16 protein-coding genes and 1 tRNA gene are annotated in these 25,501 nt (G+C 49.2%); 6 read left to right on the forward strand and 11 right to left on the reverse strand.

What is annotated here, in order from left to right; all coding sequences use genetic code 11:
• Positions 1–122: 122 nt before the first annotated feature.
• The 4 genes from ACTHTK_RS02540 to ACTHTK_RS02555 all read right to left on the reverse strand — a co-directional run bounded on the left by ACTHTK_RS02540 (position 123) and on the right by ACTHTK_RS02555 (position 10,035).
• On the reverse strand, positions 123–2,603 hold the full coding sequence (locus ACTHTK_RS02540; RefSeq protein WP_107723494.1) for a glycogen/starch/alpha-glucan phosphorylase: 2,481 nt from the start codon (positions 2,601–2,603) through the stop codon (positions 123–125).
• 314 nt (positions 2,604–2,917) lie between these two features.
• Positions 2,918–4,903, reverse strand: a complete 1,986-nt coding sequence (gene glgX / locus ACTHTK_RS02545; RefSeq protein WP_107723495.1) for a glycogen debranching protein GlgX — start codon at positions 4,901–4,903, stop codon at positions 2,918–2,920.
• A gap of 145 nt (positions 4,904–5,048) precedes the next feature.
• On the reverse strand, positions 5,049–9,335 hold the full coding sequence (gene glgB / locus ACTHTK_RS02550; RefSeq protein WP_107723496.1) for a 1,4-alpha-glucan branching protein GlgB: 4,287 nt from the start codon (positions 9,333–9,335) through the stop codon (positions 5,049–5,051).
• Between the two features lie 217 nt (positions 9,336–9,552).
• A complete protein-coding gene (locus ACTHTK_RS02555) occupies positions 9,553–10,035 on the reverse strand; it encodes an FKBP-type peptidyl-prolyl cis-trans isomerase (protein ID WP_003683125.1) in 483 nt (160 codons plus the stop codon).
• A gap of 509 nt (positions 10,036–10,544) precedes the next feature.
• Here ACTHTK_RS02555 and ACTHTK_RS02560 point away from each other — a divergent pair.
• Both ACTHTK_RS02560 and ACTHTK_RS02565 read left to right on the forward strand, forming a co-directional pair.
• Positions 10,545–10,790 (forward strand): hypothetical protein, encoded by a 246-nt coding sequence (locus ACTHTK_RS02560; RefSeq protein ID WP_107723497.1) that lies wholly within the window; start codon positions 10,545–10,547, stop codon positions 10,788–10,790.
• A 96-nt stretch (positions 10,791–10,886) separates the two neighbouring features.
• Positions 10,887–12,260 carry an FAD-binding oxidoreductase gene (locus ACTHTK_RS02565; RefSeq protein WP_107723498.1) on the forward strand — a complete coding sequence of 458 codons (1,374 nt, stop codon included), beginning with the start codon at positions 10,887–10,889 and terminating at the stop codon, positions 12,258–12,260.
• Between the two features lie 54 nt (positions 12,261–12,314).
• Here the strand turns inward: ACTHTK_RS02565 and ACTHTK_RS02570 are convergent, their stop codons facing one another.
• Both ACTHTK_RS02570 and ACTHTK_RS02575 read right to left on the reverse strand, forming a co-directional pair.
• Positions 12,315–13,145, reverse strand: a complete 831-nt coding sequence (locus ACTHTK_RS02570; RefSeq protein WP_049331278.1) for a symmetrical bis(5'-nucleosyl)-tetraphosphatase — start codon at positions 13,143–13,145, stop codon at positions 12,315–12,317.
• A gap of 70 nt (positions 13,146–13,215) precedes the next feature.
• Positions 13,216–13,605: a RidA family protein gene (locus ACTHTK_RS02575; RefSeq protein ID WP_003746001.1), complete on the reverse strand. Its 390-nt coding sequence runs from the start codon at positions 13,603–13,605 to the stop codon at positions 13,216–13,218.
• Between the two features lie 170 nt (positions 13,606–13,775).
• On the opposite strand from ACTHTK_RS02575, the gene yaaA reads away from it, so the two are divergent.
• The 3 genes from yaaA (at position 13,776) to ACTHTK_RS02590 (ending at position 16,657) form a co-directional block, all read left to right on the forward strand.
• Positions 13,776–14,555 (forward strand): peroxide stress protein YaaA, encoded by a 780-nt coding sequence (gene yaaA / locus ACTHTK_RS02580; protein ID WP_063068245.1) that lies wholly within the window; start codon positions 13,776–13,778, stop codon positions 14,553–14,555.
• A 79-nt stretch (positions 14,556–14,634) separates the two neighbouring features.
• Positions 14,635–14,725: transfer RNA gene (locus tag ACTHTK_RS02585), tRNA-Ser, on the forward strand.
• 654 nt (positions 14,726–15,379) lie between these two features.
• Complete coding sequence (locus ACTHTK_RS02590; RefSeq protein WP_107723499.1) at positions 15,380–16,657, forward strand: O-acetylhomoserine aminocarboxypropyltransferase/cysteine synthase family protein; 1,278 nt, start codon at positions 15,380–15,382, stop codon at positions 16,655–16,657.
• A gap of 84 nt (positions 16,658–16,741) precedes the next feature.
• Here ACTHTK_RS02590 and ACTHTK_RS02595 read toward each other — a convergent pair whose 3' ends face one another.
• The 5 genes from ACTHTK_RS02595 to ACTHTK_RS02615 all read right to left on the reverse strand — a co-directional run bounded on the left by ACTHTK_RS02595 (position 16,742) and on the right by ACTHTK_RS02615 (position 23,996).
• Positions 16,742–18,346 carry an ABC transporter ATP-binding protein gene (locus tag ACTHTK_RS02595; protein WP_107723500.1) on the reverse strand — a complete coding sequence of 535 codons (1,605 nt, stop codon included), beginning with the start codon at positions 18,344–18,346 and terminating at the stop codon, positions 16,742–16,744.
• 24 nt (positions 18,347–18,370) lie between these two features.
• A complete protein-coding gene (oppC, locus tag ACTHTK_RS02600; RefSeq protein WP_003683112.1) occupies positions 18,371–19,279 on the reverse strand; it encodes an oligopeptide ABC transporter permease OppC in 909 nt (302 codons plus the stop codon).
• Positions 19,280–19,351: 72 nt separating this feature from the next.
• Entirely contained in the window at positions 19,352–20,272 is a 921-nt protein-coding gene (gene oppB / locus ACTHTK_RS02605) for an oligopeptide ABC transporter permease OppB (protein WP_314588557.1), read from the reverse strand.
• Between the two features lie 232 nt (positions 20,273–20,504).
• A complete protein-coding gene (locus ACTHTK_RS02610) occupies positions 20,505–22,301 on the reverse strand; it encodes an aminopeptidase P family protein (RefSeq protein WP_440378319.1) in 1,797 nt (598 codons plus the stop codon).
• A gap of 75 nt (positions 22,302–22,376) precedes the next feature.
• On the reverse strand, positions 22,377–23,996 hold the full coding sequence (locus ACTHTK_RS02615) for an ABC transporter substrate-binding protein (RefSeq protein WP_107723502.1): 1,620 nt from the start codon (positions 23,994–23,996) through the stop codon (positions 22,377–22,379).
• A 327-nt stretch (positions 23,997–24,323) separates the two neighbouring features.
• Here ACTHTK_RS02615 and ACTHTK_RS02620 point away from each other — a divergent pair, with 327 nt between their 5' ends.
• Complete coding sequence (locus ACTHTK_RS02620) at positions 24,324–25,394, forward strand: porin (protein WP_070826500.1); 1,071 nt, start codon at positions 24,324–24,326, stop codon at positions 25,392–25,394.
• Positions 25,395–25,501: the final 107 nt, after the last annotated feature.

Here is a 25,501-nt window from a genome sequence, read left to right on the forward strand (position 1 = left end):
ACAAAAGGCCGTCTGAAAGTTTTCAGACGGCCTTTTAAGTTTGTTATCCAACTCAAAAACTGCGAATATAAAAAAGCCGATACACCTTTCCGATGTATCGGCTTTCGCTATCTGCTCAACGCTTAATTTTTGCTGGGCAGTTCTTTTTCGCTCAATGGTTTGATGTACCAAATATCGCGGCAGTAGTCGGCGATGGAGCGGTCGGATGAGAAGAAGCCCATGTTGGCGATGTTGATCAAGGCTGATTTGCGCCATGCGGATACGTTGCGGTAGTGTTCGTCCGCTTTGTATTGCGTGTCGATGTAGCTGCGGAAATCGGCCATCAGTTGATAGAAGTCGCCGTATGGTTGCAACACGTCGTTGTAGCGGTTTGGCTCTTCCGGAGAGAAAGTGCCTTGGCTGATTTGGTTGACGACGCGGCGTAGATCGCTGTCTCGCTCGATATAGCTCAACGGGTCGTAACCATTGCGGCGGATTTCTTCGACTTGCTCGACGGTGTTACCAAAGATATAGCAGTTGTCCGCGCCGACTTTTTCCAAAATCTCAACGTTCGCGCCGTCCAGTGTACCCATGCAGAGCGCGCCGTTAAGGGCGAATTTCATGTTGCTGGTACCGGATGCTTCTGTACCCGCCAGTGAGATTTGTTCGTGCAAATCAGCGGCTGGGATGATGATTTGGGCGAGGCTGACGCTGTAGTTCGGGATGAACACAACTTTAATCAAGTCGCGGATACGGGTGTCGTTGTTGATAACTTTGGCGACGTCATTAATCAGTCGGATGATTTTCTTCGCCATGTAATAAGCGGATGCGGCTTTACCGGCAAAGATGAACACGCGCGGCTGCCAATCGAAATCTGGGTTTTCCAGGATTTTGTTGTAGCGGTCGACGATGTGCATCACGTTCAATGCTTGACGTTTGTACTCGTGGATACGTTTGATTTGGATATCGAAAAGTGCATCGGTATTAACTTTGATGCCCAGCTCGGTTTCAATGTATTTAGCAAGGCGCTCTTTGGCGGCTTTTTTCACTTCGCCGAATTCTGCCTGTACGGAGGCATCGTCCACTTTGTCGTTGAGCTTGGTCAAGTTGTCCAAATGCAGACGCCAGTCTTCGTCGCCCAGATGTTTGTCCAAGAATTTGGTCAGGCCCGGGTTGGCGATGTTGATCCAGCGGCGCGGGGTTACGCCGTTGGTTACGTTGGTAAAGCGTTCTGGGAACACTTTGGCAAAGTCGGCGAAGATGGATGTGGTCATCAAATCGGAGTGGATTTTTGCCACGCCGTTGACTTTGTGCGAACCGATAACCGCCAGCCATGCCATGCGGACGCGACGGCCGTGGGTTTCATCAATGATGGATACGCGGCGGACAAAGTCGTCGTCGAAGTTGCCAATGGCGCGTAAGGCATTGAGGAAGTAGGCGTTGATTTCAAAGATGATGTCCAAGTGGCGCGGCAGCAGACGGCCCATCAGGTCAACCTGCCAAGTTTCCAAGGCTTCGCTCATCAATGTGTGGTTGGTGTAAGAGAAAATCTTACAGCACATATTCCATGCTTCAGTCCATGCGATGCCCTCTTCGTCAATCAGGATGCGCATCAATTCTGGAATGGCGAGCACCGGATGGGTATCGTTCAAGTGGATGGCGACTTCGTCTGCCAAAGTGCGGATGCTTGGGAAACGGCATTTGTGACGGGCAACGATGTCTTGAACGGAAGCGGAAACCAAGAAGTATTCTTGCTTCAGGCGCAATTCGCGGCCGGAATCGGTAGAGTCGTTCGGATACAGAACGCGTGAGATGTTTTCGTCGCTGTTTTGTGCGCGAACAGCAGAGGCATAGTCGCCTCGGTTGAAGTCGGCAAGGTCAAACAGGTTGCCTGCGTGTGCAGTCCACAAACGCAATGGGTTGGCACATTCGCCGCCATAGCCCGGAATAATTTCGTCGTATGCCCAAGCGGAAATTTCTTCGCTCGGCTGCCATTCTTTTTTGTCGCCCAAGTTCAATACTTGACCGCCGAAACGGACGGAATATTGTTTGTTCGGACGGGCAAACTGCCATGCCAAATCTTGGTCGAGCCACAAATCGGGTTTTTCAACTTGTTGGCCATCCACGATTTCTTGTTTGAACATACCGTATTGGTAACGGATGCCGTAGCCCATGGCCGGAATGCGCAGGGTTGCCAAAGAGTCGAGGAAGCAGGCGGCCAGACGGCCCAAACCGCCGTTACCCAAACCCGGATCTTCTTCTTGTTCGCAGACATCGGCAAATTCTTTGCCCAGTTGCTTGAAGGCTTCTTCAAATTCGGCGTAAACGCCTTCGTTAATCAGCGCGTTGACAAACGAACGGCCGAGCAGGAATTCCATAGACAGGTAATAAACCATGCGTTTACTGTTATCAATGTGGGCGCGGCGTGTTTTGAGGAAATCTTCCGCAATCAGGTCACGCGCGGCAAGCATGGCGGCGTTGAGCCATTGGTGTGAAGTTGCCTCCTTCGGATCTACGCCCAAGATGAAAATCAGCTTGTAAACGATGGACTTGCGGATGGTTTCGGCGTCCGGTTTAGGCATTACATAATCGTAACCGGAGATGGGGAGTTTTTTCTTAGCCATGGAAGCCTTTCTCTAGCGTGAGGCACTGGACAACGCGCCTGATGGTTTTATTAAAAACAACGAAACTCGGTTTTCAGACGGTCTGACAACGGCAACAGGCCGTCTGAAAGGAATGGTGCGTAGATTTGTTACAAACTAAGGAGATTATAGCGGAAAGATTCAAAAAAAGGATATATTTTTCTTTATAAAACATTCAATTAACAATTAAACCATTCATCATCTTATTGGCATTTTCAATTTATACCACCAAGCTGCAAATCATAAAATACTGACAAAATATCAAAGAATTAATCAACCAATAGTTTAATTCTCATTTAATTTGTTTTATGTAAAATCCAAATCCCCATATGCTCAACAACACATTTTCCTGATTCTTCGTAATTAAATTTCTCAGATGGTACGCAAGAAATTTCCCAATTGCCTTGAGGCAGGTTAAATAACTGACGACTACGTTTGGCATTGACCAACAGCAGCCATTCATCATCCAAAACAACCTGAATCGCCTTGCTGCCCCTGTTGTGCCAACAATATTCGGTCATCGGGCTGCTATCGGCATTGAGCCATTGCACACGTTCTTTTTGCCACCAGCAATCATCTGTCAGCAGCTTGATTTGACTTCGTACGCGTATCAGCTCTTGAGTGTAATTCTGCAACATATGAGACTCATTTTGCCAATCCAACCATGTAATCGGATTATCTTGGCAGTAGCTGTTGTTGTTGCCTTGCTGACTGTTGCCAAACTCATCGCCCGCCAAAAGCATGGGCGTACCGTTGGATAAAAACAAGGAGGCAAGCAGCGCTTTGGAAGTGTATTCGCGGTTGAGCAAAACTTCTTCATCATCGGTTTCGCCTTCTACGCCGTGGTTGTAGCTGATGTTTTCATTATGCCCGTCGCGGTTGTTTTCGCCGTTGGCTTCGTTGTGTTTTTCGTTATAGCTGACCAAATCGCGCAGGGTGAAGCCGTCGTGTGCAGTGATGAAGTTGATGCTGGCGGACGGATGGCGGCCACTGTGGTTGAAAATATCGGACGACCCGGCCAAACGTTCGGCAAATGCACCCAAATTGCCGCTTTCCCATGACCAAAACGCGCGCATATCATCGCGGAAACGACCGTTCCATTCGGCAAAAGGTTGAGGGAAATTGCCCAAGTGATAACCGCCCTCGCCGATGTCCCATGCTTCGACAATCAGTTTCAAACCGGCCAAAACCGGGTCTTGATACAGGACTTGAAAAAAACGGCCGTACGATTGGAAATCGGGTTCGCGTCCCAATACGGTTCCCAAATCGAAACGGAAGCCGTCAACATGAAACTCTTCAGCCCAATAGCGCAGGCTGTCTGCCGCCCAACGGGTAACGTCGCGCCGGACAATATTGAGCGTATTGCCGCAACCCGACCAGTTTTCATAATTGCCGTAAGGGGTGTGCCAATACCATAAGGTGTTGTCGATACCGCGCTGACACAGCATCGGGCCTTTGTCGTCCTGTTCTGCCGTGTGGTTGTACACGACATCCAAAATCACTTCCAAACCTGCCTGATGCAGGGCTTTGACCGCTTGTTTAAACTCCGCCGCCGCACGCTCGGGATTGTCGGCATAAGACGGCTCGACGGCAAAATGAGAATAAGTGTTGTAGCCCCAATAATTGCTCAAGCCCATCTGCTGAAGATGGTATTCGTCCAGATGATAATGAATCGGCAGCAGCTCGACCGTTGTTACCCCCAACTCTTGCAAATAGGCCAAAACCCGTTTATCGCACAAGGCCTTATAAGTGCCTGCATATTTCAAATCGGGGAATTGCTTGGTAAACCCTTTGACATGGGCTTCATAAATAACGGTTTTGCCCCACGGTATTTCCGGACGGCAATCTTTGGCCCAATTGAATCGACTGCGTCCGATCACGACGCTTTTCGGCGCAACGGCGGCATTGTCGCGTTCATCTTCCGGTCTGAACCATGCCATTTCTTCGGCGGTACGGTAGCTTGGTTTGCCGTCAATTTTTTTGGAATACGGGTCAATCAGCAATTTGTTGGGATTAAAACATGAGCCGTATTCTGCGTTTTCACGTCCATACACGCGAAAACCGTATCGCTGCCCTGCCTTAACGTCCGGCACAAATCCGTAAAATACCGAACCGCGCCGCGAAGGCATCTCCAAACGGGTTTCTTTATCCTTATCAAACAGACACAATTCGACCTTTTCGGCATTGATGGAAAACAAGGTGAAATTCGCGCCCTTGCTTGTCAGGGTCGCGCCCATGGGATAAGGCTTGCCTTCCTCGATATGCCATGATTTGGCAGTCATAGAATGATTCCTTGGTATGTATTTGGTTTCGTGTCCAATATAAGGCCGTCTGAAAATCTTTCAGACGGCCTTGAGTCATATTGATATCACTATCTTTTAATTTTCAGCTGATTAGGCAGGCATGATACCCACCCTCAAAGTTGATTTACGCTTCGTCTTTGAGTGCCGCCTGATACAGGTAAACGGTTGCCAAAGGCGGTACGGTAACAGACAAGGAATTTGGTTTGCCATGCGACCAAACTTCTTCTGTCTCCACCGTTGCGCCGGTAGAAACGCCGCTGCCTTTGTAATGCAGGTCGTCTGAATTGAGGATTTCGCGGTATTCGCCGGCAGAATTCACGCCGAAACGGTAGCCTTCGCGTACCACAGGCGTGAAGTTGCTGATCACAATAACGCGGTTGCCTTCACGGTCGCGGCGCTCGAAGACGAATACGGAATTGTCGCCGTCATCTGCAACCAGCCACTCAAAGCCTTCAGACCATTGGTCTAATTGGTAAAGCGGCGCGTTGTCTTTATAGACATGGTTCAATTCGCGTACGAAGTCTTGTACGCCTTTGTGCCAGCCGCCATCTTGCTCCAGCAAGAACCAATCCAGTCCTTCGTTGTAGTTCCACTCGCGGCCTTGTGCAAACTCGTTGCCCATAAACAAGAGTTTTTTGCCGGGGAAGCCGTACATAAAGCCGTAGTAGGCGCGCAGGTTGGCAAATTGTTGCCAGCAGTCGCCGGGCATACGTCCGAGCAGCGAACGTTTGCCGTGCACGACTTCATCGTGTGAAAGCGGCAGGACAAAGTTTTCGCTGTACTGGTACATCATGCCGAAAGTCATTTTGTTGTGGTGATATTTGCGGTTGATGGGGTCTTCCATCATGTAACGCAACGTATCGTTCATCCAGCCCATATTCCATTTGAAGCTGAAGTTCAAACCTTCTTGACGGGTGACGTTAGCGAATGAAGTAGATTCTTCGGCAATTTCAGTCGCAGCTGGAACCTCCTCTTTCAACATGGTGTTGGTATCACGCAGGAAAGCGATGGCTTCGAGGTTTTCATGGCCGCCGTATTGGTTCGGAATCCACTCGCCGTCTTTGCGCGAATAGTTGCGGTAAATCATCGAAGCAACCGCATCAACGCGGATACCGTCAAAGCCGAAACGTTCTATCCAATACAAAGCATTGCCTTGCAGGAAGTTTTTCACTTCGTTTCTGCCGAAGTTGTAAATCAAGGTGTTCCAGTCTTGGTGGTAGCCTTCGCGCGGGTCGGCGTGTTCGTACAGCGCGGTGCCGTCAAATTTGGCCAAGCCGTGATCGTCGGTCGGGAAATGGCCGACCACCCAGTCGAGGATAACGCTGATGCCTGCGTCGTGCGCGGCTTTAATCAATGCACGCAATTCTTCCGGCGAACCGAAACGGCTGGTCGGCGCATACAAACCGGTTGCCTGATAGCCCCATGAGCCGTCAAACGGATATTCGGAAACAGGCAAAAACTCGATATGGGTAAAGCCCATGTCTTTGACGTATGCCACCAGCTCTTTGGCCAACTCTTCATAAGTCAGCCAAAAATTGTTTTCCGGATTGCGTTTCCACGAGCCCAAATGCACTTCATAAATGCTGATAGGCGCATCAATGGCGTTGGCACAGGCGCGGAAAGCAGGTTCTTCCACTTCGTCAGGCAAGCCGCGCACGATAGATGCCGTGGTTGGACGCAGTTCCGCACCGAAAGCATACGGGTCGGCTTTTTCACGTACATTACCGTTGGCATCGCGGATTTCAAATTTGTAGAGGGCATTGAGTTTGACTGCAGGAATAAAGATGTCCCAAATGCCGTTGTCGCGATGGAAACGCATCACATGGCGGCGGCCATCCCAGTTATTAAATTCGCCGATGACGGAAACGCGTTGCGCATTGGGCGCCCATACGGCAAAGCGTACGCCCTTCACGCCGTCCAACTCGGCAAAATGTGCGCCTAAAGTCTCATAAGGACGCAGGTGTTTGCCTTCGGCCAACAGCCAGGAATCCATGTCTTGCAACGCAGAGCTGAAATGATAAGGGTCTTCTTCAATCACTGGCTCGGAATCTTCGGTATAACGGATACTCAAAGCGTAATCGGGCGCATCATCAGGCAAAACGGCCACAAAGAAACCGCGTTCATCAATTTTTTCAGACGGCACGATGAGTTCGCCGCTGCGGCGGTTCACGATATCCACGCTTACTGCGCCGGGAATCAAAACGCGTACTACTTCATCGCCCTCTGCAAGGCGGTGTCGTCCCAGATAAGCGAACAAATCGCTGTGGGTGGCAAGAAACAGGCTTTCGACCGTATCGCGCTCGATTTGGTCAAGTTCATGATAAGCCTTGATTTGGCTGTTTGTTTTCATGCGTACCTCGTCAATAATGGCAAGTTGGCCGCCCATGAGGCGGTGTTGTAGGAAATCTTCCAAAGAAACCGGCATTTTTTGCGCCCAGTTCGGATAGCCTTCGGTTACACCCGGGACATTCAGATTGTCGATGACGCCCAGCAGGTTTTCCAGTTGTACGGCGTAAAGTTTGCTGCGGCTCAATGCGCCGTATTTATGCAAAGCCCCCAGCAAGATTTCATCGGCTTTTGCCGGCATTTGTACGTCTGCACCCAGACAGCCGGTTTCTTTCAATTTATCCAGCAAATCGGCTTTATCGTGTTCGCGCTCGTCCAAGGCCGTCTGAAAAGCGGCTACATCAGGCAAAGTACCGAGCTTGAACATCGTATCCAAATCTTTGCCTATCCAATAACCTGCCAAAGGCGCAACATCGTGGGTACTGATGACCGTAATCGCCTGCTCGGGGTATTCTTCAGGTAATTGGAAACCGTTCCAGCCCTTGCTGAAATACATCACTTTGTAGGAGAACACTTGATAGCGATTGAGCAGATAACGCGCTTGATCGGGTACCGTTCCCAAATCCTCGCCGATGATGACGCAACGGTTGCGCTGGCTTTCCAATGCCAAAATGGCGAAAGTCACTTCGGCATCGTAATGCACATATGCGCCGAAATCTGCTGTTTTATCGTTTAAAACCCACCACAAACGACACAATGCCATCACATGGTCAATCCGCAACACGCCATACAGGCGCATGTTTTCGCGCAACAGATGGGCAAACTTTTCATAGCCCGTATGTTTCAACATCGACGGATTAAGCGGCGGCAAATTCCAATTCTGCCCTGTCGGCCCCAAAGGATCGGGCGGCGCACCGACCGATACGTCCATACAATAATCTTGACGGTTTAACCAAGTATCCGCGCTGCCTCGCGCCACGCCGACCGCCAAATCGCCGTAAATACCGAGTTTGACACCGTATTCGGCAGCGGCTTGGTTGACTTCTTGCAACTGCTTCGCACAAAGCCATTGCAGCCACATATAAAAACGGATTTCACGCTCATGACTAAGCGCAAATTTTTCTACTGCTTCGCCATCAGGTTGATGAAATTCAGACGGCCATGACTGCCAACCCACTTGTCCGGGACGGCTGTAATACTGGTCCAAAGCCTCAAACAAACCGAAGCCCTGCAAAGCCTTGCCTTTTTCTAATACAAATGCTTCAAATGCAGCACGTTCATTTACCGCAGCCTCGCAAGTATCTTGTTCAAACGCGTTAAACGCCATCTGCAGCGCATCACGCTTACATGCCCAAACCGCCGTATAAGTCACCGTTTCCGTAACACGCAAAGCGGCGATACGCTGACGGATTTTTGGTTGTGCCAACCAGTTTTTCAGTTGTTCGTTATAAGTAAACGCCCCGACTTTCTCGATATCCAAGTAAATCGGATTGAGCCATTCGCGCGAAGAAGGGCTATACGGGCTGGCAAAGGCAGGCTTGCTGGTAAACAAGGCATGCAAAGGGTTGATACCGACAAAATCCAGCTTTTTCTCTGCAGCATATTTCATCAGGTTCAGCAAATCGGTAAAGTCGCCTATGCCCCAGTTGCGCTCGGAACGCAGGCTGTACAAATGCATGGTCAAACCATTCATCCGTCCGCCATTGGCAAGCAGTTTGGGTTGATAAACCGATTCAGGCGCAACAATCAGACGTACAAGGCAACATTTACCGTCGGTCTCGGCCGATAAAGTGTAATAACCGCAAGTCAGTTGGGGCAGCTTAATCCAAAGCGTATCGTTGTCGCCCGGATACAAAGTCAAGGTCTGGCACTCATCCGCCTCATTAATCAATACGACCGCTTCCGCACCATGAAATTTAGACGGCATCTGTAAAGATTCTTCACCGTTTTCATGCGCGACCATCGTATTCAGATAAAGGCCGTCTGAATCCGGTTTGCTTTTGTCCAAAATAGCAACGATCGATTCCAAAACTTCAGGTTTGGTCGCATGATATGTACCGTTGATGTCGTGGTAGCCTAAATCAATACCGGCCTCTACAGCCTGCTGCTCCAATGTTTCACTCATTGCATTCTGCCTGTTTTACCAATATCTGAATCTTAATACAGATTTTGTCGCACCGTTACATGTAATTCATTGTAGTCTCTAACAAAATCCATATTTCCCCGCTTGATTTGACCTGAGCCAAAATTTCCTATTTATCTGTCTTGTAAAAACTTAAAGGCCGTCTGAAAAAGAAGGTTTCACTCCTGTTCAGACGGCCTTTATCATGTTTCAAGCCTGATTAGTGGTGATGATGACCATGCGGGCCATGTACGTGACCGTGGGCAATTTCTTCCTCAGTCGCATCGCGTACACCTTCAACGGTCGCTTTGAACAATACTTTCATACCGGCCAAAGGATGGTTGCCGTCTACTACGGCTTTACCGTCGGCAACATCGGTTACACGATAAATCAATACATCGCCTGTTTCCGGATCATCGGCTTCAAACATCATGCCGACTTCAACTTCAACAGGAAATACGCTTACATCTTCAATGCGCACCAACTCAGGATCTTGCTCGCCGAAAGCATCATCGGGCGACAAAGCCACTTCGACGGTATCGCCTACATTTTTGCCGTGCAACGCTTCTTCCACCAAAGGGAAAATACCGTCATAACCGCCATGCAAGTAAGCAATCGGCTCTTCGGTTTTGTCCAACAACTGGTTGTTTGCATCGTACATTTCATAATGCAGGGAAACTACGGAATTTTTAACAATAGACATCATGTCGTCCTTAATCAATATTTATAAAGTCAAGTTCAGGCTATTCTATCACAGCTGTAACTAAACAATCGGTTTACCTTAAACAAATACTTTTAGCAAACACAACAAAACCGAAAAAGTCCATATAAAAAACAAAATTGAATGATCCCAATCCATAAAAGTTGCTTTTTCACAACACAAAGTTGCTAAATTACAAAAATTTCCCTAAACGCAAAAACATTCCAAACCCTTAAAACCTATAACAAATAAAAATACACAACTAATTGAATATAATGTATTTTTAAAATCTTCATTAATAATGAATATTTTTAGATGATTTTTCGCGCGCCAATATGATTTACATTATTTTCACTATTTTCGTATTGATTTTAGCCGGCAAACGGTTACGCAACGTTGCATTGACCTATCTCGTGGGGCATAATATTGAAAAATTCAGCAATGAATTTCTACTGTATAGGCCGTCTGACGGCTATTTTTAGTTTAAATCGATTTAAAAAAGGTTCTTAAAAATGAAAAAATCTCTGTTCGCTGCTGCTTTGTTGTCTTTAGCTTTGGCCGCTTGTGGCGGTGCTGATAAAGCTGCTGAAACTGCCGCTTCTGCTGCTTCCGAAGCCGCTGCATCTGCTACTGAAGCTGCTGCATCTGCTACTGAAGCTGCCGCTTCTGCTGCTTCCGAAGCTACTGAAGCCGCTGCTTCTGCTACTGAAGCTGCTGCATCTGCTACCGAAGCCGCTGCTTCTGAAGCTGCTAAATAATATTCTTTTGAATATTAAGAAAAGCAGGATACCATTGCGTATCCTGCTTTTTTACATTCCTCACACTCCCCTTCCCGACTTTTCCGCCTGACTGCCATGCACCTTCACGACCGTTTTACTGAGTTTCTTTCCGCTTCTGAAATCATCGAAGCCACTCCGGCCTTGTTAAACGACCAACGCCGCCGCTTTGTTTCTTCGCCGGATATTGTCTTACAGCCGAACTCTGTCGAAAGCGTGCAGAAAATCATGCGTTTCTGTTTTGAAAACCGCATCCGCGTCACCCCGCAAGGCGGCAATACCGGATTATGCGGTGCAACAGTAACCACCGAAGGCGTACTGCTCAATCTCTCCAAGCTCAACCGCATCCGCGATATCAACCTTGCCGACAACAGCATGACGGTTGAAGCAGGCATGATTTTGCAGAATGCTCAAAAGGCGGCAGCCGAAGCCGGACGACTGTTTCCGCTCAGCCTTGCTAGCGAAGGCTCTTGCCAAATCGGCGGCAATATCGCCTGTAATGCCGGCGGTTTGAATGTCTTGCGTTACGGCAGCATGCGTGATTTGGTATTGGGTTTGGAAGTCGTTTTACCAAACGGCGAACTGGTTTCCCACCTTCAGCCCCTGCACAAAAACACGACCGGCTACGACTTGCGCCATCTTTTTATCGGCAGCGAAGGAACATTGGGCATCATTACCGCAGCCACACTCAAACTCTTTGCCCAGCCCAAAACCAAAGCGACCGCATGGGTAGGTTTAGACGATATTGAATCCGCCGTCTCGCTTTTGACTGCGGTGCAAGGTCATTTTGCCGAGCGCTTGACCAGCTTCGAGCTGATCAGTCGCTTTGCCCTCGATTTATCTTCGGAATTCAGCCAACTCAAAAAGCCCGCCGATGCGGAATGGCATATTTTGATTGAACTTGCAGATTCCGTTCCCGATGCCGGACTGGATGAAAAGCTTGCCGAATTTCTCTATCAAAACGGATGGGAAAACAGTATCTTGGCGCAATCCGAGCAAGAGCGCTCCGACTTATGGACCTTGCGTGAAAATATTTCTGCTTCCCAACGCAAACTCGGCACCAGCATCAAACACGACATCGCCGTCCCTATCGCCCAAGTGGCCGCCTTTGTCCGCCAATGCGCCCCTGCCTTGGAAACCCGCTTTCCCGGCATACAAATTGTTTGCTTCGGACATTTAGGCGACGGCAGCCTGCATTACAATACATTCCTGCCCAATGTATTGAGCAATGAAGCCTACCAATACGAAGACGCCGTCAATACCATTGTTTATGAAAACATCCTTACCTGCCACGGTACGATTGCCGCAGAACACGGCGTAGGCATAATCAAAAAACATTGGCTGCCCCGTGTGCGTACGCAGGCAGAACTCGTTCTGATGCATGCCATCAAAAATCAGCTTGACCCTTATGGCATTATGAATCCGGACAAACTCCTGCCTTCTTTGGATTAACCAATACAAAAGGCCGTCTGAAACATTTCAGACGGCCTTTTTATTTTATCCAAACTATTTCAATGCCGTTTTCCAATCCAATCCGCCCAAGGATGGTACCTGTATCACTTCGTTGGTATCCAAATTGACCGCTGTCAGCTCTCCGCCCCACAACGCGCCGGTATCCAAAGCAATAACCTGATCGGTATTAACGTAACCCAATGACGACCAATGTCCGAACACGGTAATATAATCCAAATTCTGCCTATCGGGTGCTTTAAACCAAGGGCGCAGGTAAAGCGGCATTTTTTTCAAAGTGGATTTATATTCGTAATCCAATTCGCCTTTGTACGTCAGCGCACGCATACGGGTAAAGACGTTGATAATCATGCGTAGGCGCTCATAGCCTGTCAAATCGTCCGTCCACTCGGTCGGCTTGTTGCCGTACATTTTGCCAAAAAATTTCCTGTACTTTTTACCTTGCAATTCATCCTCAGCTTCACGGGCAAGGCTTTCGGCTTTATTAACAGACCATTGCGGCAAAATACCGGCATGCACCATCACATGCCTGTCGCCGCGTACCAAAAGCGGTTGATGACGCAGCCAGTCAAGCATGGCATGACTATCGGGATGGGTCAAAATCGGCTCAACCGTATCACTACGCTTGAGCGTTCCTTCACCGCAACCGACTGCCAAAAGATGTAAATCATGATTACCCAAAACCATTTGCACGCTGCTGTCATGCTCTTTGGCAAATTTCAGGGTTTCCAATGACTTCGGACCGCGATTGACAATATCGCCGACCAGCCAAAGGGTGTCCGTACCATGATTAAAGCCGATTTTGGCAAGCAACAAAGTCAGCTCGTCAAAACAGCCTTGAATGTCTCCGATTGCGTAATGTGCCATTATTATTGTTTTCCGTTGTTATTCTTTTCAGACGGCCTCAAGCCCAGCCCAGGCCGTCTGAAAACATCATTTATGCATTTAAAACCAATACTGCTTCTGCTTCAACCTGAACGCCTTTAGGCAGGCTGGCCACGCCAACTGCCGCACGTGCAGGGAAAGGTTGTTCGATAAATTCAGCCATCACTTCATTGAACACGGCAAAGTTGGCCAAATCAGTCAAATAAGCATTGAGTTTGACGATATCGTTTAAAGAACCGCCGGCTGCTTCGGCTACGGCTTGCAGGTTTTTAAATACTTGCACTGCTTCGGCGCGGAAGTCGCCATTGCCGACCACGGTCATCGTAGCCGGATCCAAAGGAATCTGACCGCTCATATAAACTGTATCGCCTGCGCGGACTGCTTGGCTGTATGCGCCAATCGCGGCAGGGGCTTTGTCGGTATGGATAATGGTTTTAGACATGATATTCTCCTCAAGTAGAAATGTCAGAATCAGGTGGAAGCTTCGAATTTTACTTTCAACAGAAATACGTTTCAATAAAAGCATTCAATTAATGCGTTTAGCCCGTCTTGTTCTTCCTCAATTTTAAACCTACAATCCCACACATTATTCATTTCAAAGCCGAAATTATCATGTTTTTTGTCTTATCCCCAGCCAAAAACCTCAACGAAAAAGACCCTTCCCCCGTCAGCAGCTTTACCCAGCCCGACCTTCTGCCCGAAGCAGAAATCCTGATGCAGGAGTTGCGCCAGCTTGCCCCTCAACAAATCGCCGAGCTGATGCATGTTTCCGACAAAATCGCCCTGCTCAATGCCGAACGCAATGCCGTATGGCACACGCCGTTTACGCCTGAAAACGCCAAACAAGCCGTATTTATGTTCAACGGTGACGTCTATGAAGGTATCGCCGCCGATACATTCAAACCGGAACAAATCGACTACCTGCAACAACACGTCCGCCTACTTTCCGGCCTATATGGCGTACTGCGCCCGCTCGACTTGATGCAGCCCTACCGCTTGGAAATGGGCACAGCCTTTGCCAACTCGCACGGCAAAAACCTCTACGAATTTTGGGGCGATAAAATTACCGACCTGCTCAACCAAACGCTGAAGCAGGCAGACAGCGACGTTTTAATCAACCTCGCCTCACAAGAATATTTCAAATCCGTCAACACCCAAAAACTCAACGCACGCCTGATTACACCGATTTTTAAAGATGAGAAAAACGGCAAATACAAAATCATCAGCTTCTACGCCAAACGTGCGCGCGGTTTGATGGTACGCTACGCGGCAGAACACGGCATTACCGAGCCTGAAATGCTCAAAAATTTCGACTACGAGGGCTATTCATTCAATGAGGCAGCTTCAAACGAAGCCGAATGGGTATTCATGCGTGAAGAACAATCCAAATAAAAACAGAATCCTAGATATTTTTTCTAAAATACCTCTTGGCAAAGGCCGTAAGTTCCATTAATATTACGGCTTCAAGAATGGAAGCGTGGCAGAGCGGTTTAATGCAACGGTCTTGAAAACCGTCGAGGGTTGATAGCCCTCCGTGAGTTCGAATCTCACCGCTTCCGCCATTCTTGATATTTTTTTATCTAGTAAAAATGAAATGCGAGACTTGATGATTCAAGTCTTTTTTTATTTTCAAATCCAAAGAATCCCGTAAAGGCCGTCTGAAACTTTCTATAACACAGTTTCAGACGGCCTAATCCCTTTAAAACTCCCCCAAATCCCTAAAGTCCTACCTAGACATTTAGGAATTTTGGGGGGGATTTTTGCAAAGGTCTTCGCTTTTCTAATCTTTGCCATCAATGGTATCAGCCGACCCATTACCAATGCGGAATTTTTGCTCAACCATGCTGGGCTTTTCCTATGCCGACGCGATTGTACATTTTTCCTCAGGTCCGTGTGCTTCCTTATCATTTGCAGTAGGATTTGCTGCATATTCCGAGCTGTTGCCACAGAGTACCGCCGTTGCTTTTATATTGGAGGAGGTTGCGGCAAACGGTGTCGTGATGGAGTGTCATTCGATGATGGTATGGTGGTAGGACAGGTCTCGAATGTGATATCGTTCTTCTTGGGTCAGTTGCGTGTCGCTCAGGGTAATCTTTCTTATAGGAAAGGCTGTATGCTGCTACATACCGAACTTTTCCGTTATGTAAAGTTTGCCCTTCAAATCCTAATCTGCTGGCCTCTATTTATCATTATTTAATCGCTACAAGGATATTTAAATGAAACGGGAAACCATTGCCCTGCATGCAGGCTATCAATCCGAACCGACTACCAAATCCGCTGCTGTCCCCATTTACCAAACCACTTCCTACACTTTCGACAACACGCAACACGGCGCAGACTTGTTCAACCTTGATGTAGCGGGCAATATCTACACCCGTATGATGAATCCGACCACTGCCGTTTTGGAAGAGCGCGTTGCCCGTTTGGAAGGCGGTATCGCCGCATTGGCTGTCGCCAGCGGTATGGCTGCAATTACCTATGCCGTTCAAACCCTGGTTGAAGCAGGCGACAACATCATTGCAACCAAAACCCTCTACGGCGGCACATACAATTTCTTTGCCCACAGCCTGCCGCGCCAAGGCATAGAAGTACGCTTTATTGATCCGGCCAAGCCAGAAGAAATCGCCGCCAATACCGACAGCCGCACCAAACTGGTGTATTGCGAATCTATCGGCAATCCCGCCATCAATGTTGTCGATATTCCAGCATTCGCCCAAGCCGCACACGCTCAAGGTCTGCCTTTAATGGTAGATAATACCGTCGCTACGCCCACATTATTCCGCCCGATCGAACACGGCGCCGACATCGTTATCCAATCCCTGACCAAATACATCGGCGGCCACGGCACAACGATTGGCGGTGCCATTATTGATGGCGGTAAATTCCAATGGGCAGGCAATCCGCGTTTTGAAAAAACCTTCAATCGGCCTGATCCGTCTTACCACGGCGTAAACTACTGCGAACATTTTGGTGCGGCCGCCTACATCGCCCGTGCCCGCGTCGTCCCGCTGCGCAATACCGGTGCCGCCCTGTCTCCGCACAGCGCATTTTTACTGCTGCAAGGTTTAGAAACCCTAGCCCTGCGTATGGAACGTCATTGCGAAAACGCCCTAAAAGTAGCCGAATTCTTAAAGAAACATCCGCAGGTCGAATGGGTGAACTATCCTGCCCTGCCCGACAGTCCGTATAAAGCTCTGATTGACCGCGACTACGGCGGCAAAGCCTCCGGTTTGCTGAGTTTCGGCATTAAAGGCGGACGCGAAGCCGGTGCAAAATTTATCGACGCACTGCAACTCTTCCTGCGCTTGGTAAATATCGGCGATGCCAAATCGCTGGCTACCCATCCTGCCACAACGACCCACCGCCAGCTTGACGATGCAGAACTCGCCGCAGCAGGCGTCAGCCCCGACATGGTACGCCTGAGCGTGGGTATCGAGCATATCGACGATTTGCTTGCCGACTTGGCACAGGCATTGGATGCCGCACAGGCATAGGCAATAGCAGCGCTAATTAGATGAAAAAAGCCTCCGCTTAAAAAGGCCGTCTGAAAACTTCTTTTCAGACGGCCTTTTCCTTTTCTACAAATCAAATGCGGCGTTAATCAAACGTTTGGTGTAATCGTTTTGCGGATGGTGGAAAATCTGATCCGCGCTGCCGTACTCAACCATTTCCCCCTGCTTCATCACAATCACATTGTCGCTGACGGCACGCACAACAGACAAATCATGACTGATGAACATATAAGTCAGGCCGTATTTCTTCTGCAAATCGCGCAAAAGCTCGACCACTTTGGATTGTACGGAGCGGTCAAGCGCAGAGGTCGGCTCGTCCAAAAGAATGAATTTCGGGCGCAGGATAACGGCGCGTGCAATAGCGATACGTTGACGCTGGCCGCCGGAGAATTCATGCGGATAACGGTTGAGCGCGTCAAGCGGCAGGGACACTTCCTTCATGACTTCCAAAACACGCTGGATACGTTCTTTTTTGGTCATTTCAGGATGATGAACCGTCAAACCTTCGCCAATAATTTCGCCAACGGTCAGGCGTGGGGAAAGCGAACCGAACGGATCTTGGAACACAATTTGCCGTTGCGATTTCAGACGGCGTGCTTCTTCGGCGGTATAGTTTTTCAGGTCTTTGCCTTCAAAGGAGATATGGCCGGTATAAGGCAGCATCTGCATGACGGCTTTACCCAGCGTGGATTTGCCGGAACCGGACTCGCCGACGACGCCCAATGTTTCGCCTTCTTTAATTTTGAGGCTGATGCCTTTGACGGCGTCAAAAGTTTTGAGCGGTTTGCCGAAAAAGTTTTGCTTCAATACGAAAGAAACATTGACATTGTCGGCATCGATTAACACACCGGCGCTGGTTTCTTCCGGCTCTTTCATGCCTTTGGGAATGGCATTGATGAGTTCGGCGGTATATTCGTGCTTCGGATGGGCAAATACTTCTTTGATTTTGCCGCGCTCGACAATTTCGCCATTACGCATGACGCAGACGGTTTTGGAATAGTGTTCCGCCAAACCCAAATCGTGGGTAATGAAGATAATCGCCATGCCCATTTGCTGTTGCAAATCGTGGAGCAAATCAAGAATCTCGGCTTGAATGGTCACATCCAAAGCTGTGGTCGGTTCGTCGGCAATCAGCAGGTCAGGTTCATTAATAAGCGCCATGGCAATCATAATGCGTTGCAACTGACCGCCGGAAAACTCGTGAGGATATTGTTTCATGCGGCGCTCGGCTTCTTTGATGCCCACACGTTCCAGCAATGCCAATGCTTTTTGTCCTGCTTCTTTTTTGCCGAGCTTTTTATTGTGCACACGCGCCGCTTCAATCAGCTGCGCACCGATACGCATAAACGGATTGAGCGAAGTCATCGGCTCTTGGAAAATCACGCTGATGCGGTTGCCGCGCAAATCACGCAGGGTTTTCTCATCTGCATCCAAAATGGAAATGCCGTCAAAAGTAATGCGCGAATCTTTGCCATAACGGGCAAATTTCTCAGGCAGCAGGCGCATAACGGACATAGATGTTACAGACTTGCCCGAACCGGACTCGCCGACCAAAGCCAATGTTTCGCCCTCTGCCACTTTAAAGCTGACATTACGCACGGCATGAACAGTTTTCTCATGCAGTTCGAAATCGATGTCCAGATTTTCTACAACCAGTAACTGTTTTGTCATTTTGATTATCCTTTTGGTTGCGGTTTAGCGGTCTTTCGGGTCAAGCGCATCGCGCAGGCCGTCGCCGATAAAGTTGAAACAGAACAAAGTGGTTACCAAGAAGAAACTCGGCACGAGCAGCTGCCATGGTGCGGCTTCCATAGAAATTGCGCCTTCTTGCAACATCGAACCCCAACTGGTCATTGGCTCTTGCACGCCTAAGCCCAAGAAGCTCAAGAAGGATTCAAACATAATCATGCCCGGCACCAACAAAGAGGCATACACCATCACCACGCCCAAAACATTCGGAATAATGTGGCGCGTCACGATTTTACGTTTTGCCACGCCGCTCACACGCGCCGCTTCGACAAACTCTTTATGCTTCAAGCTCAAAGTTTGGCCGCGCACGATACGCGCCACGTCCAACCAAGACACCAAACCCACAGCGGCAAAAATCAAAAGCAGATTGCGGCCGAAGAACGTAGTCAGCAGAATCACGAAAAACATAAACGGAAACGCGTTCAAAATTTCCAAAAAGCGCATCATCAGCGAATCGAGCTTACCGCCGATAAAGCCTGCAATCGCGCCATAAAGCGTACCGATGACAACGGCCACCAATGCGCCGGCCACACCGACCAGCAAGGAAATACGTCCGCCGGTTGCCGCACGCGACAGCAAATCGCGGCCGAGCAAATCCGTACCCAGATAGTGATGGGTAGAAAAGGACGGCGGAATCTGCATATTGTCCCAGTCGGTGAAGTCGTAGGTGTAGCGGACAATCCATGGCGCCACAATCACAAAAATGCTGATCAGCAACAGGATGATAATGCTGTACACTGCCGCTTTGTTCTGTTTAAAACGCCGCCATGCATCGCTCCACAGGCTTTTGCCGTGCACTTGGGCGTATTCTGCTGCCTCTGCGAGGGCCTGAGTCTGCTTCTTTTTAAATAACATAATGTTCTCTCTCGCTTTTTATTCTTTCTTCAGGCCGTCTGAACGTTTCAGACGGCCTTTGCGCAAATGGGATTAATAACGGATTTTCGGGTCAATAATGGCATACAGAATATCGAGGATGGCGTTGAACAAAATGGTCATGATGCCGACCAAAATCGTCAAACCCAAAATCATGCCGTAGTCGCGGTTGAGCGCGCCGTTGACAAACAATTGTCCGACGCCGGGAATACCGAACACGTTTTCAATCACAATGGAGCCGGTAATGATGCCGACGAATGCCGGGCCTAAGAAAGAAACAATCGGCAGCATGGCGGGACGCAGCGCATGGCGCAGGATGATGCGGCTCATGGGCAGGCCTTTGGCGCGTGCCGTGCGGATAAAGGGGCTGTTCAATACTTCAATCATCGCGCCGCGCGTAATCCGCGCGATACTGGATACATAACCGATGGACAAAGTAACGACAGGTAAAATCAAGTTCATCAGTGCGCCATCGTTCCAGCCGCCGGCAGGCAGCCATTGCAGTCTGACGGCAAACACCAGCACCAATACCGGCGCCATCACAAAGCTGGGAACGACGATACCGGTCATCGCACCGCTCATCAGCGCATAATCCAGCCAGCTGTTTTGTTTTAAGGCGGCGATGATGCCGATAAACATGCCGAAGATAGCGGCGATTAAAAAGGCGTAGAAGCCGAGTTCCGCCGATACCGGCAGGGATTGGGCAAGCAACTCATTAACGCTGAAATCTTTATATTTGAACGACGGCCCCAAATCCCCATGTGCCAATTGTTTGAGGTAGTGGAAATATTGGAGGTACATCGGATCATTGAGGTGGTATTTGGCTTCGATGTTGGCCATGACCGCAGGCGGCAGGTTGCGCTCGCCTGTGAACGGGCTGCCCGGTGCGAGCCGCATCAGGAAAAACGATACGGTAATCAACACCAGCATGGTCGGGATGGAAGCACATATCCGTTTGATGATGAATTTCAACATAATCAGGCTGTCCTGTCTGAACATACCGGACTCGTGAAAACAAAGCTGACCTGAAGCGGAAATCGAATGAATGGCAGCAGGCATCTGTAACGTCGCCGCGCCGGTTTCTCTCTCTATTCCGACCGGGTTATTGTTTTTATTCGGAGTCGGGTAAGGTTTTTTAGTTTTTAGATAATTGTTGTTATAAGGCCGTCTGAAACTTGGTATCCGCCGTTTCAGACGGCCTTTCACGTTAACGCGCCAAAGGTTCGGTGCGTTCGATCAGCCATGCTTTGGCCGCGCCTTCTGTCAAAGGCTCGAGACGGCGGCGCACTTCGGCGTGATATTGGTTCAGCCATTCGATTTCGCTGCCGGTCATCAGCTTGGTATCGATGAGGCGCGTATCGATCGGACAGAGGGTAACGGTCTCGAAATACAGGAATTTGCCGAACTCGGTTTCCTCAGGGTTTTCAACCGGACGGTTGATGACCAGGCTTTCAATACGGATACCCCATTTGCCCGGACGGTAAAGACCCGGCTCGTTGGACGTCAGCATGCCTGACTTCATTGCGTGATGTGGTTGCGGTACGGCGGCAACGGCAATGCTTTGCGGGCCTTCATGCACATTGAGGAAATAGCCCACGCCATGACCTGTACCGTGACCGTAATCGCATTGTGCCTGCCAGAGCGATTTGCGACAGATGGCATCAATCATCGGGCCTTTGATGTTTTCAGGGAAAATGGTTTCCGCCAGAGAAATATGCGCTTTCAACACCAAAGTGTAGTCGCGTTTCATGGCCGCACTCGGATTGCCGACAGGCACCACGCGCGTGATGTCGGTCGTACCGCCCCAGTATTGGCCGCCGGAGTCAATCAGCAGCATACCGTCACCTTTGATTTTGCTGTTGTTTTCCGGTGTCGCGCTGTAATGCGGCAAGGCGGCATTGGCATTGTAGCCGGCGATGGTGTCGAAACTTGGTGAAATAAAGCCGGGACGTTGGCTGCGGTGTTTGTAGAGCATGCCGTCGATGTCCAGCTCGCTCAATTCGCCGCCGTCTGCCAAGATTTGTTCAAACTCGGCAAAGAAGCCGCACAATGCCGCGCCGTCTTCCGCCATGGTATTGCGGATATGGGCGATGTCGGCATCGGATTTGACTGATTTGAAGAATGTGCTTGGGTGGATGGCTTCAATCAAACGAACGTCTTCAGGCAGGCGGCGCAAAGTACCGACGGCGGTTTTATTCGGATCAATCAACAATGCACCCTTAACGCCAGCCAAATAGTCCGCCACTTGAGCATAAGGCAATACTTCAAAACCTGCCGCTTTCAAAGCTTCGGCAGATTCGGCTTTCAGACGGCCTGCATCGGTAAACAATACGGCTTTGTCTTGGCTGATAAACAAATGGGACAAGAAAACAGGATTGAACGGCACATCGTCGCCGCGCAGATTGGTAATCCAAGCGATGTCGTCCAAAGAGGAAACCAAATGCGCATCTGCGCCCTGCTCTTTCATGGCCGCACGGATACGGGCCAGTTTTTCGGCCGCGGTTTCGGAAACGTAATCGGGATGGTGAACGTAGATTTCCTGAGTCGGCAATGCAGGACGGTCGTCCCACACTTCGTCCAACAAGGTTTCAGGATATTCGAGGCGGATGTTTTTGGCGGCAAGTGCCTGCTTCAAACCGCGCTCGCCGCTGAGTGCGAACATATCGGCAGGCGCGCCGACCACTGCGCCCTCGGGCAGATTTTGTGCCAGCCACTCGGTATAAGGCGCATCAACGCCCATTTTTTGCAGCTCGATGCCGTTTGGCGCAAGCTGTTGGCCGGCCTGTTCCCAATAGCGGCTGTCCGTCCACACGCCTGCTTTATCGGCGGTTACCACCAAAGTGCCGGCCGAACCGGTAAAGCCGGAAAAATCACGACGTGCCTGCCAATGCTCGGGCAGGTATTCGGAAAGGTGCGGATCGGCGGAAGGAATGACAAACGCGTCCACGCCATGTTTTTTCATGGCTTCGCGTAAAGCGGACAAACGTTGTTGTACAGATTTCATGTGTTATGTCTCCTATTGTTTCAGACGGCCCCTGTCATCAAGGCCGTCTGAAAACTTATGCTGTCTATAATCAATCTATTTTTTCGGTGCGAACGACCAGCTCTTGACCGTATAGTTCCGCAAAGGGTCTTTGTCGGAATAGCCGATAATATCGGGTTTGACCATACGCACTTCAACCTGATGATACAGCGGAATCAGTGCAGCGTCTTCTTGAAGCTGCTTCTCCGCATCGGCATAGAGCTGGCTGCGCGCTTCCTTGCTGACACCATCTTTCAGCGTATTGTTCATAAATGTATCAAACGCCGCGCTTTTGTAGCGGAATGCATTGTTTGAGTTGTTGGATTTCAAGATATTGAGCATGCCCGCCGGATCGTTAAAATCAGAACACCAGCCGCTGAACGAAACCTTGAAATTGCCTTGCGCGCGCGTATCCAAATAAGTTTTCCATTCCTCGTTGGACAAAGTCGGACGGATAAACGGAATGGCGGCTTTCCACACCGACTGCACGGCAGTAATTTGTTTTTTAGACGCTTCGCTGGTGCTGTACAAGATATCGAACTCAAGCGGATGGTCATCGTTGTAGCCTGCTTCGTTCAACAGTTTGCGTGCGGTTTCGATGCGTTTTTCAGGCGTCCACTCTTTCCACTCCGGATAAACAGGAATCACGCCCTGCATTTGCGGCGGCGTCAATTGGAACGCAGGCGTATCGCCACGGCCGCCCACTTTGACGACGATGTCGCGGCGCGTCAACATATTGAGCGCCTTACGGACGCGCGGATCATTAAACGGCGCTGCTTCGTGGTTCGGCTCCAAATACCAGCTACACAAAGAAGTTGTACGTCTTACTTGGCCGGGAAACTCAATATCCGCCACTTTGACCTGATCGCTGGGAATACCGTAAGTCACATCAATTTCATTGGCGCGATAACGGTTGTACTCGCCGCTGCCTGACAAGAAAATCGCCTTCGGAATGGCTACTTTGTCTTTATCGTAATAATTGGGGTTGCGTTCCATATTGATGTGGCTGTTGACTTTCCAATCCTTTAACAGATAAGCGCCACTGGAAACATAATGACCGGGCTGCGTCCACTTGTTGCCGTATTTTTCGACAGTGGCACGATGAACTGGGAAAGTGAATTGCTGAATCAGCATATCGGGGAAATAAGGCACGGGCGCAATCAGCGTAAATTGCAGGGTCTTCGCGTCCAATGCCTTGACACCCAATGTCTCAGGCTTGGCTTTGCCGTTTAATATATCTTCCGCATTTTCCACTTGGGCATCGACCAAATAGCTGCCGAAAGGTGCGCCGGTAGCCGGATCGGCAAGACGGCGGAAGCTATACACGAAATCTTCGGCAGTAATCGGATCGCCATTACTCCATTTGGCATCACGCAGATGGAAGGTCCAAATACGCTCGCCCTCGCTCTCCCATTTTTCCGCCAAAGCAGGAATGGTTTTGCCTTCGGCATCCGTACCGACTAAACCATCCATCAACTGACGGATAATCGCACCGGCCGCCATATCGCCGCTCATCTGAGGATCCAGCGTGCCCGGCTCGACGCCGTTGCTGACTACCACGCGCTCATAATCGGTACGCTTAAACTCAGGAGCAGGCTTAACATCGCGGCTGCACGCTGACAATGCGAATACGGCAGCCAATGATGCAGCCAACAGCGGATAGGTTTTTCCGGCCATATTTCATTCCTTCTTTTGGGTATTCTTCTTTTTCAGACGGCCTGATTATTCAAACTACACTCAACTACATTTATTTAGAAGTTTTCCAGCATAGTTAAATCATCTATTTCAAACCATGAAAATAGTGTTTTAAACCATATATTCCATCGAAATAATAATAGCCGTCTAAGATTGTCGGCAAATTAACACAAAAATACGTAACTGAAAACTATTTTTCAATTTATCCTACGATAAGTTACAAATGTATTGATTTTTTATGTTTTGTCAAATAAGATTATCCGAACTCTTTCGCCATAAGCAAGAAAAAGACATAAAAAGGAGAATCAAATGAAGAAGTTATCTTACTTTATTGCCACTGCCCTCATCGGCTCTTCCCTAAGTGCCGCCCATGCCGAACCTAAAATGAGCGGCACCATCTACATCATGACCGAGGTCGAACACAACAATAAAACCGGCGTCACCAATACAACCATTTCCGATAAAAGTTCCAGTCTTTATCTCTCCGATGAAGTACGACTCAACAACGACTTATGGCTGAAATGGCAACTTGGCTCCTTTATTTACTTCGATTCCGACCGCTGGGGCGGTTGGGGTACTGCCGACTCATACGTCGCTCTCAACAGCTACAAAAACCTTGGCACCGTCAAAATGGGTTACATCAGTACGCCCATGAACAGCATTTATCTGAACCCGTTCGACACCAACAGCCCGATTTTAGAGTTCGGCAAAATTTCTCGCTTCGGCCAACGCCGTGTTTCCATGGCTTATGAGTCGCCTTGGAAAAACGGTTTCCAATTCAAATTCAACGTTTCCCCCGGTTCCAATGCCGCGCGCAACAACAATGACTGGAATCCGGACAAAAAACGTGACGGCGACTGGGTCTTCGGCTGGGGCGTGGACTACTACCACCCCAACAACGGCTTTAACGCGCACTACGCTGCCGAATACGCACCCAACGACTCTCCAACCGAAACCAAAGACTTCCAAGCCCATGCATTCATGGCCGGATACAGCAAAGACAAAATCTCCGTCGATGCCGCATTCCAATACGCCAAAAATACTTGCGACGGCTTCAGCTGCTGGGGCGTATGGAAAGATGCGGCAGGCAACGTAGCCGGTTCTTACGACAAAGAAATCAACAACACCAAAGAATTTATGGTGTCCGGCTCATACAAAGTAGGAAATTTCAAACCTCAAATCGGCTTTGCCTACGGTAAAAGCTCTGTCGGCGAAGACTACAAACACGTCGCCGTCAGCACCGATTACAGCTTCTCCAAACGGACAACCGCCACACTCGGTGCCGGCTGGTTGAAAGAAAACGTCAATCCGAAATACGAAGAAGATTTGCCGAAAAAATCTTCTTACGCAGTGGGCATGGTATTCAAACACCGCTATTAATGCCTGACAGATTAAAGGCCGTCTGAAACAATTTGTTCAGACGGCCTTTTCTACATCCTATAATTAAACTTGCAGCCCACCTTAAAAATCATTACATTGCCCACACT

Origin of the sequence: Neisseria sp. P0006.S009 (assembly GCF_051962915.1) — a bacterium.
GTDB lineage: Bacteria > Pseudomonadota > Gammaproteobacteria > Burkholderiales > Neisseriaceae > Neisseria > Neisseria subflava_E.

Coding starts and splice junctions, on each gene's coding strand:
- glgX (WP_107723495.1), bottom strand. CDS start 4,903: ATGACTGCCAAATCATGGCATATCGAGGAAGGCAAGCCTTATCCCATG.
- ACTHTK_RS02620 (WP_070826500.1), top strand. CDS start 24,324: ATGAAGAAGTTATCTTACTTTATTGCCACTGCCCTCATCGGCTCTTCC.
- oppC (WP_003683112.1), bottom strand. CDS start 19,279: ATGTTATTTAAAAAGAAGCAGACTCAGGCCCTCGCAGAGGCAGCAGAA.
- oppB (WP_314588557.1), bottom strand. CDS start 20,272: ATGTTGAAATTCATCATCAAACGGATATGTGCTTCCATCCCGACCATG.
- ACTHTK_RS02590 (WP_107723499.1), top strand. CDS start 15,380: ATGAAACGGGAAACCATTGCCCTGCATGCAGGCTATCAATCCGAACCG.
- ACTHTK_RS02615 (WP_107723502.1), bottom strand. CDS start 23,996: ATGGCCGGAAAAACCTATCCGCTGTTGGCTGCATCATTGGCTGCCGTA.
- ACTHTK_RS02570 (WP_049331278.1), bottom strand. CDS start 13,145: ATGGCACATTACGCAATCGGAGACATTCAAGGCTGTTTTGACGAGCTG.
- ACTHTK_RS02540 (WP_107723494.1), bottom strand. CDS start 2,603: ATGGCTAAGAAAAAACTCCCCATCTCCGGTTACGATTATGTAATGCCT.
- ACTHTK_RS02565 (WP_107723498.1), top strand. CDS start 10,887: ATGCACCTTCACGACCGTTTTACTGAGTTTCTTTCCGCTTCTGAAATC.
- ACTHTK_RS02560 (WP_107723497.1), top strand. CDS start 10,545: ATGAAAAAATCTCTGTTCGCTGCTGCTTTGTTGTCTTTAGCTTTGGCC.
- ACTHTK_RS02575 (WP_003746001.1), bottom strand. CDS start 13,605: ATGTCTAAAACCATTATCCATACCGACAAAGCCCCTGCCGCGATTGGC.
- ACTHTK_RS02610 (WP_440378319.1), bottom strand. CDS start 22,301: ATGAAATCTGTACAACAACGTTTGTCCGCTTTACGCGAAGCCATGAAA.
- ACTHTK_RS02595 (WP_107723500.1), bottom strand. CDS start 18,346: ATGACAAAACAGTTACTGGTTGTAGAAAATCTGGACATCGATTTCGAA.
- ACTHTK_RS02555 (WP_003683125.1), bottom strand. CDS start 10,035: ATGTCTATTGTTAAAAATTCCGTAGTTTCCCTGCATTATGAAATGTAC.
- glgB (WP_107723496.1), bottom strand. CDS start 9,335: ATGAGTGAAACATTGGAGCAGCAGGCTGTAGAGGCCGGTATTGATTTA.
- yaaA (WP_063068245.1), top strand. CDS start 13,776: ATGTTTTTTGTCTTATCCCCAGCCAAAAACCTCAACGAAAAAGACCCT.